Genomic DNA, 9,431 nt, shown 5'->3' on the forward strand with positions numbered 1-9,431 from the left:
TCCATGCGCAAGAAGCTTCGCTTTCTTTCATCCACCGCGCTCGCGTTTTGTTTTATGGCCCCGGCTTACGCGGCCGGCTCCGGCATGCCCTGGGAGCAGCCGCTGCAGCAGATCCTGGAGTCGGTGCAGGGGCCGGTCGCAAAGATCGTCGCGGTGATCATCATCATCACCACGGGCTTAACCCTTGCCTTCGGCGACACGGCAGGCGGTTTCCGCAGGTTGATCCAGATCGTGTTCGGCCTGTCGATCGCCTTCGCAGCATCGAGCTTCTTTCTTTCCTTCTTCTCCTTCGGTGGCGGAGCGCTCGTCTGATGGCGACCGGAGAGCAGCATATCGAGGGCTTCGAGGTGCCGGTCCACCGGGCATTGACGGAGCCGATCCTCTTGGGTGGTGCGCCGCGAGCGGTTGCGATCCTCAATGGCACGGTCGCCGCGGCAATAGGCCTTGGTTTGCAGCAGTGGATTGCCGGGCTGGTCCTCTGGCTTGCTGGTCACACGCTCGCGGTCTTTGCCGCTCGCCGCGATCCGGATTTCGCCAGTGTGCTTGTCCGCCACCTTCGGCTGAGGGGGTGGCTGGCATGCTGAACCTTTCAGAATACCGCGGAAAGACCGACAGACTTGCCGATCATCTGCCTTGGGCCGCACTCGTCGCGCCGGGTATCGTGCTCAACAAGGACGGCAGCTTTCAGCGGACGCTGCGGTTCCGTGGCCCCGATCTCGAAAGCGCGACGGAAGCCGAACTCGTCGGCATCTGTGCGCGGGCCAACAATGCGCTGAGACGCCTCGGCTCCGGCTGGGCATTGTTCTTCGAGGCTGAACGCGTCGAAGCCCTAGGCTATCCAGCCTCGCGCTTTCGCGACGCGGCCTCATGGCTGGTCGACGAAGAACGGCGCGCGGCTTTCGAGGGCAAGGTCGCGCATTTCGAGAGCCGGTATCATCTGACATTGCTGTTCATGCCGCCAGCGGACAGCCAGGCCCGTGCGGAAAGCGCGCTCGTCGACTCTCATCAACTAGAAGCCGAAAGAGACTGGCGCCAGGAGTTGGCGCGGTTCCGTGACGAGACTGACCGCGTGTTGGATCTCTTGTCCGGCTTCATGCCCGAAGTGCGCGCGCTCGACGATGCCGAGACGCTGACCTACCTGCACGGGACAATCTCGACCCGTCGCCATCCAGTCGCCGTGCCGGAGACGCCGATCTATCTCGACGGCATTCTGGTCGATGCGCCACTTACAGACGGGCTGGAACCGATGCTGGGCGAACAGCATCTCCGCACGCTCACCATTCTCGGGTTCCCGAACCTCACCCGCCCCGGAATCCTCGACGCGCTCAATTACCAGGATTTCGCGTATCGCTGGATGACGCGCTTCATTCCCCTCGACAAGACGGAAGCGACCAAGACTTTGACGCGGTTGCGCCGGCAGTGGTTTGCCAAGCGCAAATCGATCGTCGCAATCCTGCGCGAGGTTGTAAGCAACGAACCCGCGCCGCTGGTTGACAGCGACGCCGACAACAAGGCGCTGGATGCCGACGAAGCCCTTCAGACGTTGGGTGGCGACCACGTCGGCTTCGGTTATCTCACCACTACCGTGACGGTATGGGACGAGGACCGCCAAGCCGCCGCCGAGAAACTTCGCGCGGTCGAGCGGATCGTCAACGGACTCGGCTTCACCACCATCCGCGAAAGCGTCAACGCGGTCGAGGCTTGGATCGGCTCGTTGCCCGGTCATGTCTATGCCAACGTTCGTCAGCCGCTCGTTCATACGCTGAACCTTGCCCATCTGATGCCGATATCGTCAGTTTGGGCCGGCCCGTCGGAAAACAAGCATCTCGCGAAAGTTACCCGGCAAGAGGCTCCGCCGCTTCTCTTCGCCGAAACCAGTGGGTCGACTCCGTTCCGGCTTTCCACCCATGTCGACGACGTCGGCCACATGTTGATCGTCGGTCCAACCGGTGCCGGCAAGTCGGTGCTGCTCGCGCTGATCGCCCTGCAGTTCCGACGCTATGCTGGCGCCCAGATCTATGTCTTCGACAAAGGCAATTCGGCCCGCGCGGCAACACTCGCCATGGGTGGAGAGCACCACGCACTGGGTGCCGACGGGGCGCTTTCGTTCCAACCGCTGCGCAACATCGACGACCAAGCCACCCGGAGCTGGGCGGCCGAATGGATCGCCGCCCTCATCGCGCATGAGAACGTCACCGTCACGCCTGAGGTGAAGGAGGCAATCTGGTCGGCACTGACCAGCCTTGCCACCGCGCCGGCGCAGGAACGCACACTGACCGGCCTGTTGGTCCTGCTTCAGTCCAATGCGCTGAAGTCCGCATTGATGCCCTACACGCTGGACGGCCCCTTCGGCCGGCTGCTCGATGCTGATGACGATCGGCTGGCCCTGTCGGATGTCCAGTGTTTCGAGACCGAGGAGCTGATGCACAGCCAAGCCGCTGTGCTGCCGGTGCTCACCTATCTCTTCCATCGTCTCGAGGAGCGCTTCGATGGGCGGCCGACACTGCTTATGCTCGACGAGGCCTGGGTCTATCTCGACAATCCGCTCTTTGCTGCCCGCATCCGCGAATGGCTGAAGGTGCTGCGCAAGAAGAACGTGTCGGTCATCTTCGCCACCCAGTCGCTTGCCGACATCGCGAGCTCGGCGATCGCGCCGGCAATCATCGAGAGCTGCCCACAACGGATTTTTCTCCCCAACGATCGTGCCGTGGAACCGCAGGCGCGAGCCGCTTACGAGCAGTTCGGCCTCAACGAACGCCAGATCGAGCTGGTCGCCCGCGCTACGCCAAAGCGGCAGTACTATCTGCAGTCGCGGCGCGGCAACCGTCTCTTCGAGCTCGGCCTTGGCCCGATCGCGCTTGCACTTTGCGGTGCATCAGATCCGGCCACGCAAGCTCTCATCGACAGCGTCCTGTCCGACGACAGGCAGGAGAGTTTTGCCTCCCGATTTCTCAGTGCGCGCGGACTCGATTGGGCCGCCGAGCTTCTCCGGCAATTTCCCCAACCAGACATGGAGCAATCGTCATGATGCGGCGCCGTTTTCTCTCCGGCTTGATCACTCTTTCACTGATCGCAAAACCGCTGGCCGACTATGTGCGGCCGGCTTACGCCCTGATCGTTTTCGATCCGTCGAACTACACGCAGAACGTGCTCTCGGCGGCGCGCGCATTGGAGCAGATCAACAACCAGATCCAGTCGCTGCAGAACCAGGCGACCATGCTGCAGAACATGGCGCGCAACCTTCAGAACCTGGATTTCTCTTCCGTCGGCCAGCTTACCGGTTCGCTCCAGCGGATCGACGGTTTGATAGACCAGGCAAGCGGTCTGAGCTTTGATCTCGGCAAGCTTCAGGACCAGTGGCGCCAGCAATATCCGGAAAGCTACGACGCCGCGATCAAGGTTAGCGATGTGGCCACCGCCGCACGCGAGCGTTGGCAGGATGCCATGCAGGCGTTCCGCCAGACCATGGGTGTCCAGTCGCAGATCGTGGAAAATGTCCGCGGCGACGGCGACCTGCTTGCCGACCTCGTCAATCGCAGTCAGGGCGCGGCTGGTGCGCTTGAGGCAAGCCAAGCGACCAACCAGTTGATCGCGCTGTCGACCAAGCAGCAGATGCAGATCCAGACGCTGTTGGCGACGCAGTTCCGGGCCGAGGCTCAAGATGCGGCGCGCAAGGCACAGTCCGAGGAAGCCGCCCGTCAGACGACAAAACGCTTCCTGGGCACCGGCACCGCTTATCCCGGCAATTGATCACTAGCACTTCAACATAAGGAAGGCGGCGGCATGAATGACCTTGGCGTCATCGATCGCTTCATGGAGACTTTTATCCGCTATATCGATAGCGGGTTCGGTCTGCTTTCGGGCGACGTCGCCTTCCTTACTACGACTCTAATTGGCATCGACATAACGCTGGCAGGCCTCGCCTGGGCATTCGGCGGCGAGTCCAACATTCTCGGCCGCCTCATCCGCAAGGTCCTCTATGTCGGCGTCTTCGCTTTCATCCTGAACAATTTCAAGAACCTAGCTGACATCATCTATCGATCCTTTGCCGGCCTCGGCATCAACGCGTCCTCCGGCAATCTGTCCGCCGACAATCTGCTGCACCCGGGCCGCATCGCCGCGACCGGTTTCCAGGGCGCGTGGCCACTGCTCGATCAAGCGAGCCAGCTTCTTGGCTTCCCGGAAATCTTTGGGAATGCGCTCACAATCTTTGTGCTGCTCGTGGCCTGGTTCCTGGTCATCATCGCCTTCTTCATTCTTTCGATCCAGCTCTTCATCACCATCCTGGAGTTCAAGCTCACCACGCTGGCCGGTTTCGTTCTGGTGCCCTTCGCGCTATGGAACCGATCGGCTTTTCTGGCCGAGCGCGTGCTCGGCAATGTGATCTCGTCCGGCATAAAGGTGATGGTGCTCGCCGTCATCGTGGGCATCGGCTCTACGCTGTTCGGCGAGTTCGCTTCCGCACTGCAAGGCAAGGACCCCGACCTGGCGGCGGCCATGTCGCAGGTGCTTGGCGCGCTGGCGCTTCTCGGGCTCGGCATTTTTGGTCCTGGGATCGCCTCGGGTCTTGTCTCCGGCGCGCCGCAGCTTGGCGCGGGCGCAGCACTGGGCACCACGGCGGCGGCTGCCGGATCGACGCTCGTTGCCGGGGGAGCCGCCTTTGCCGGCGCGCGCATGGCAACCGTCGGCGGGCTTGCCGCCGTCCGAGCCGGCACCGCCATGGGTTCGGCCGCTTCCTCGGCCTGGCAGCTGGGACGTGCGACCTCGTCCGACGCCGGCCTGTCCGGTGTGGCTGCTGGAATGCAGGGCGTGGCAAGTGCTGCCGGCGGCGCCGTGATGCGAGCAGCAGGATCTGCTGCGGGAAGCTTCAGGCCTAGCGCCAACGCCGGACGCGAAGCTGCATGGACCGCGACCGGCGGTGCGCCGACCGCGTCAATGCCCGGAGGTCAGGCCGGTTCTGCCCCTGATACCGCGCCCAACTGGGCGAGACGCATGCGTTCCGAGCAGACCTCTCGTGCTCATCGCCACGCCGCCATGCAGGCTGTCCGCGACGGTGACAGGCCGGGCGGCAGCGCCAATCCCTCTCTCAACGACAAGGACGACTAAATGCTCTTCAAGCGACCTGTTCAACGCTACGGCAAGACGCCCGAGCCGGTCACGCCGTATCAGAAGGCCGGCCAGCTCTGGGATGAGCGTATCGGCACATCACGGGTACAGGCCAGGAATTGGCGGCTGATGGCGCTTGGCTGCCTCGCTTTGGCGACCGGGCTCTCCGGCGGCCTTGTTTGGCAGTCGATGCAGAGCCGTGTCGTACCTTACGTCGTCGAGGTCGACCGCTTCGGTGAGGCGCGCGCCGTTGCGCCGGCAATCCAGGATTATCAACCTTCCGATGCCCAGATCGCCTGGCATCTCGGCCGCTTCATCCAAAATGTCCGTTCCATCTCAACCGACCCAGTGCTGGTACGGCAGAACTGGTTGGCGGCCTACGACTTTGCCACCGATCGTGCGGCGCTCTTCCTCAACGAGTATGCCAAGGCGAACGACCCCTTCGGTCAGATCGGCACGCGCAGCGTGTCGGTGCAGGTGACCAGCGTGGTCAGGGCTTCCGACAGCTCGTTCCAGGTCAAATGGACCGAGCAGGTTTTTGAGCGCGGCAGCCTCGCCAGCACGACGCGCTGGACCGCGATCCTCACCGTCGTGATCCGGCCGCCAAGCAATACCGATCAGCTGCGCAACAACCCGCTCGGCGTCTTCATCAACGCCATCGACTGGTCGCGCGAACTCGACAGCGCAGCACCTGCATCTGTTTCCCCGAAGGAGCCCGCCAATGACAAATAGAGCCCCATCGCTCCGCACCGTGCTAATCCTCTCTGCGTCGGCAGCCGTCCTCTCGGCCTGCGCATCGAAGCCGGTGCCGCCGCCTGAGATTTCCTATGACACGGTCGACTTCAAAGCAGCGGCAATCGAGAGGTCGCCGGAGAAGCCGGTGAGGATCGTCGAGGTGCCAAAGCCGCTGCCTTTGCCCGGTCAGTTGCAGCCTGATCCAGGCAAGGTCGTCGAGGATAAACGTTCCCCCGAAGAACGTGTCGCGGACGCCAACAAGGCGGCAACTCAGCAGCCCACCAAATACGGCTATGTCAATGCGGTTCAGGTCTATCCCTTCGCCGAAGGCGCGCTTTATCAGCTCTATGCCGCGCCGGAGCGCGTCACCGATATCGCTCTGCAGCCCGGTGAAAAGCTGACGTCAGTGTCGGCCGGCGACACGGTGCGCTGGGTCATTGGCGACACTGTCAGCGGCACCGGAGACAATCAGCGCACGCATGTGCTGGTCAAGCCCTTCGCGCCGGGGCTTAGCACCAACCTGGTGATCACCACCGAACGGCGGACGTATCACCTGCAGCTTCAAAGCACTGACAAGACCGCAATGGCGGCCATCTCATGGACCTATAGCGAGGACCAGATCATCGCGTTGCGGCAGCGCAATGCCCAAGCCGAGGCTGTCATGCCGGTCGCGTCGAATGTGGCGCTCGAGAACATTCGCTTCCGCTATTCGATCACCGGCGACACACCGCCCTGGAGACCGATGCGTGCCTTCGACGACGGCAGCAAGGTCTACATCGAATTCCCGCGTCGCATCGACCAGGGCGAGGCGCCGCCGCTCTTCATCGTCGGAGCCGACGGTAGCAACCAGCTCGTCAACTACCGCATGCGCGGCAACTATTACATCGTAGATCGTCTCTTTGCCGCTGCCGAACTGCGGCTTGGCTCGAAGCAACAGCAGGTGGTGCGCATCACCCGCACTGACGGGCGGCAACCGCCGCGGCGGATTTCGCTGTTTTCTGGTCTCGGCAGGTGAGGGGATCGCTCATGACTGACACGTCCCATTCCGCCGCTCCGCCGAAGCTTGATCCCGAGCAACTGCAGTTACGAGCATCGCCGCGACGCGCCGTCCGATTTAGGCGCGGCGTGATCATCGCGATCGCCGCAGTCGGATCTGGCGCAATATTCGGCGTCACCATGATCGCGCTGAGGGCCCCAGCTCTGCGCATCCAGGACTTGACGGAAGACCGCTATAACACCGCGCGCAAGCCAACCGCCGAGGGGCTCGACAGCCTCCCCAAGGACTATTCCGCGGTCAAGCCAAAGGCGCCCGTGCTTGGGCCACCACTGCCGGGCGACCTAGGCCGCCCAATCCTTGACCGGCAGCGCCAACTCGGCATCGCGCCGGGGCGGGAGGTTTCCGCGGAGGAGCAGCGGCTCGCCCAGCAGGCAATCGAGGCACGCGAGTCGCAAGTCATGTTCCGGATCGACAATCGCCCGAAGCAGACGGATGCCACGGGCAAGGGGCAGGGCGCCCAGCAGCCATTTGAGGCACTTCCGGAAGCTGGTGCCTCCCGCACGTCAGCTTCTATTGCACCAGCCGAGGGCGACCAGAACAACCAGCAGCGCAAGCTGGATTTTGTGAGCCAGCGGGACACAAACGGGATCTACAATCCGCATGCGCTGCAGACCCCGGCTTCGCCTTATCAACTCATGGCCGGCAGCGTGATCGCCGCCAGCCTCATCACAGGGATCAATTCGGATTTGCCCGGCCTTGTCGTCGCGCAGGTCACTGAGGATGTGCACGACACCGTCACCGGCAGCATCTTGCTGATCCCGCAGGGCTCGCGCCTGATCGGCACCTATGACAGCGTCGTCGCTTTTGGCCAAAAACGCGCGCTGCTCGTCTGGCAGCGAATAATCCTGCCCGACGGTTCCTCGATTGAAATCGACAACCTGTCCGCCACGGACACTGCCGGCTATGCGGGGCTTGAAGACAAGGTGGATTTCCACACCTGGCAGCTGATCAAGGGCGTTGCGCTGGCCACATTGCTGGGTGTCGGCACCGAGTTGAGTTTTGGTGAAAACGAAAGCGATCTAGTCAAGGCGATCCGGCAATCCACTCAGCAGAACGTCAATCAGGCCGGCCAGCGCATCACGGAAAAGAATCTCAATATTCAGCCGACAATCACCGTCCGCCCTGGTTGGCCTTTGCGGGTGATCGTACACAAGGATCTCGTGCTGCGGCCGTACCAGGGCTGAACAGGAGTAATCATGGCCAATTTGAAACTCGGAAAGCTTCCAGACCGGACACCTTCCAAGATCACTATCACAGTTAGCGCGGACCTGAGCCAAGCGCTCCAGGACTACGCGGCGCTTTACCGGCGGGCGTATGGTGAGTCTGAGACCGTCGCCGAGCTGATCCCGTTCATGTTGGCAGGGTTTCTGGAAGGCGACCGGGCGTTTGCCAAAGCCAGAAAGGATGGCCTTTCCGCCGCAGCCAGCACGTCGGAGAAACCGGGACGGCAATCAGCTTCAACACCGGACAATGCATAGCGCGGGTGCCGTTCTTGGGACAGACAAGCTCTTCTGCTCGCGCAGCCTTCAACCCCGCGATTGCATCCCCGGGGTTTACAAATCAGGCTCTGGCTTTCCGCTTTGAGGCGGGTCTCTTGGGCGGAGCGGCCTTCCTTCCCAAGCCCAACGACTTTGCCAGCGCTGATCGGGTCGCCGAATAGTTCGGGGCGACCATGGGATAGTCCTTGGCCAGTGCCCACTTCGCCCGGTATTCATCGGGCGTCATCCCGTGTCGGGTCGCCAGATGGCGCTTAAGCGACTTGTATTTCTGACCGTCTTCGAGGCTGATAATGTAGTCCGGGAACACCGACCTTTTTGGGTTAACTGCGGGCTTCTGGACGGGCGCTTCAACTGGAGTTGCCTGGCCAATATTAGACAGTGCCGAGTTCACACTGGCAATCAAATCGGGCAATCCAGACACTGGAACAGCGTTGTTCTGGACATAGGCGGAGACGATATCCGCAGTAAGTTCGATCAGATTATTGGCTTCTTCAGACATCGGCCTCCTCCCAGCTCGAAAATCAACATTCATATAGCCCATCCCCCAGATGTGCAACCAATGTGATGGCCCGATAATGGCTTTAGTTCTAGACCATCGCTGCGCTTTTTTGTTTCGTCAGACTCTTCTGCACACGGCAGTCTTGGATGTGGTGAAGGCGGCGCCACCGCATCGTTGCTCAAGTTGTATGTGCCGCCATCCGACATGGCGTTCTTGTTTTGATGGTGAGGGGAGTTGGACCAACTTTTGTAAAATCCCACCAAGAAATAGCAAGATTTCCCGCTCTGACGCCGGCAAAGCTCGCGGCACGCCCGAGGTACGTGCCGTCGGCGCGGCGCTGGCCATGTAGCAGCCGCCGGGAATTCCCGCCAAGCGAGCCCAGTGCTGCATCATCGCATACTTCGGCATGACACAATCTGGAGTATCTAGCGTCCCACGCCCGGAATTCCTGGAACAGCGGAGACCGCTCCAGCACCGGCGCTTCATCCGCTCGTAACGGTTCCGGTTGCAAACAAATATAAGAAATGCCTAAATA

The 9,431-nt window shown here is 61.8% G+C and carries 11 protein-coding genes; 9 read left to right on the plus strand and 2 right to left on the minus strand.

Annotated features, from left to right (window positions below; all coding sequences use genetic code 11):
* Positions 1–3 precede the first annotated feature (3 nt).
* Genes EOA24_RS02130 through EOA24_RS02170 form a run of 9 tightly spaced genes read left to right on the plus strand, consistent with a single transcriptional unit; the run spans position 4 to position 8,376 of the window.
* The gene (locus tag EOA24_RS02130) at positions 4–312 is read left to right on the plus strand and encodes a TrbC/VirB2 family protein (RefSeq protein WP_127409535.1); all 309 of its coding nucleotides are present in this window, start codon (positions 4–6) and stop codon (positions 310–312) included.
* A complete protein-coding gene (locus tag EOA24_RS02135; protein ID WP_127409536.1) occupies positions 312–584 on the plus strand; it encodes a VirB3 family type IV secretion system protein in 273 nt (90 codons plus the stop codon). The genes EOA24_RS02130 and EOA24_RS02135 overlap by 1 nt, the downstream gene beginning before the upstream one ends.
* Positions 578–3,028, plus strand: coding sequence for a conjugal transfer protein TrbE (gene trbE, locus EOA24_RS02140; RefSeq protein ID WP_127409537.1), 2,451 nt, complete (start codon positions 578–580; stop codon positions 3,026–3,028). The genes EOA24_RS02135 and trbE overlap by 7 nt, the downstream gene beginning before the upstream one ends.
* Positions 3,025–3,750, plus strand: a complete 726-nt coding sequence (gene trbJ / locus EOA24_RS02145; protein ID WP_127409538.1) for a P-type conjugative transfer protein TrbJ — start codon at positions 3,025–3,027, stop codon at positions 3,748–3,750. The genes trbE and trbJ overlap by 4 nt, the downstream gene beginning before the upstream one ends.
* A 33-nt stretch (positions 3,751–3,783) precedes the next feature.
* The gene (gene trbL / locus EOA24_RS02150) at positions 3,784–5,106 is read left to right on the plus strand and encodes a P-type conjugative transfer protein TrbL (protein ID WP_127409539.1); all 1,323 of its coding nucleotides are present in this window, start codon (positions 3,784–3,786) and stop codon (positions 5,104–5,106) included.
* A complete protein-coding gene (gene trbF / locus EOA24_RS02155) occupies positions 5,107–5,838 on the plus strand; it encodes a conjugal transfer protein TrbF (RefSeq protein ID WP_127409540.1) in 732 nt (243 codons plus the stop codon).
* Positions 5,828–6,856, plus strand: a complete 1,029-nt coding sequence (trbG, locus tag EOA24_RS02160; RefSeq protein ID WP_127409541.1) for a P-type conjugative transfer protein TrbG — start codon at positions 5,828–5,830, stop codon at positions 6,854–6,856. The genes trbF and trbG overlap by 11 nt, the downstream gene beginning before the upstream one ends.
* A gap of 11 nt (positions 6,857–6,867) precedes the next feature.
* Positions 6,868–8,082 (plus strand): TrbI/VirB10 family protein, encoded by a 1,215-nt coding sequence (locus tag EOA24_RS02165; RefSeq protein WP_127409542.1) that lies wholly within the window; start codon positions 6,868–6,870, stop codon positions 8,080–8,082.
* A 12-nt stretch (positions 8,083–8,094) separates the two neighbouring features.
* A complete protein-coding gene (locus EOA24_RS02170) occupies positions 8,095–8,376 on the plus strand; it encodes a DUF2274 domain-containing protein (protein ID WP_127409543.1) in 282 nt (93 codons plus the stop codon).
* A gap of 82 nt (positions 8,377–8,458) precedes the next feature.
* Here EOA24_RS02170 and EOA24_RS02175 read toward each other — a convergent pair whose 3' ends face one another.
* Together EOA24_RS02175 and EOA24_RS42355 are read right to left on the minus strand one after the other, a co-directional pair.
* The gene (locus tag EOA24_RS02175; protein ID WP_127409544.1) at positions 8,459–8,896 is read right to left on the minus strand and encodes a MucR family transcriptional regulator; all 438 of its coding nucleotides are present in this window, start codon (positions 8,894–8,896) and stop codon (positions 8,459–8,461) included.
* A 178-nt stretch (positions 8,897–9,074) separates the two neighbouring features.
* Positions 9,075–9,431: hypothetical protein (locus EOA24_RS42355; RefSeq protein ID WP_210213576.1), on the minus strand; the 357-nt coding region annotated here is incomplete at its 5' end.

The sequence above is a fragment of the Mesorhizobium sp. M2A.F.Ca.ET.039.01.1.1 genome, from assembly GCF_003998035.1.
Taxonomy (GTDB): Bacteria; Pseudomonadota; Alphaproteobacteria; order Rhizobiales; family Rhizobiaceae; genus Mesorhizobium.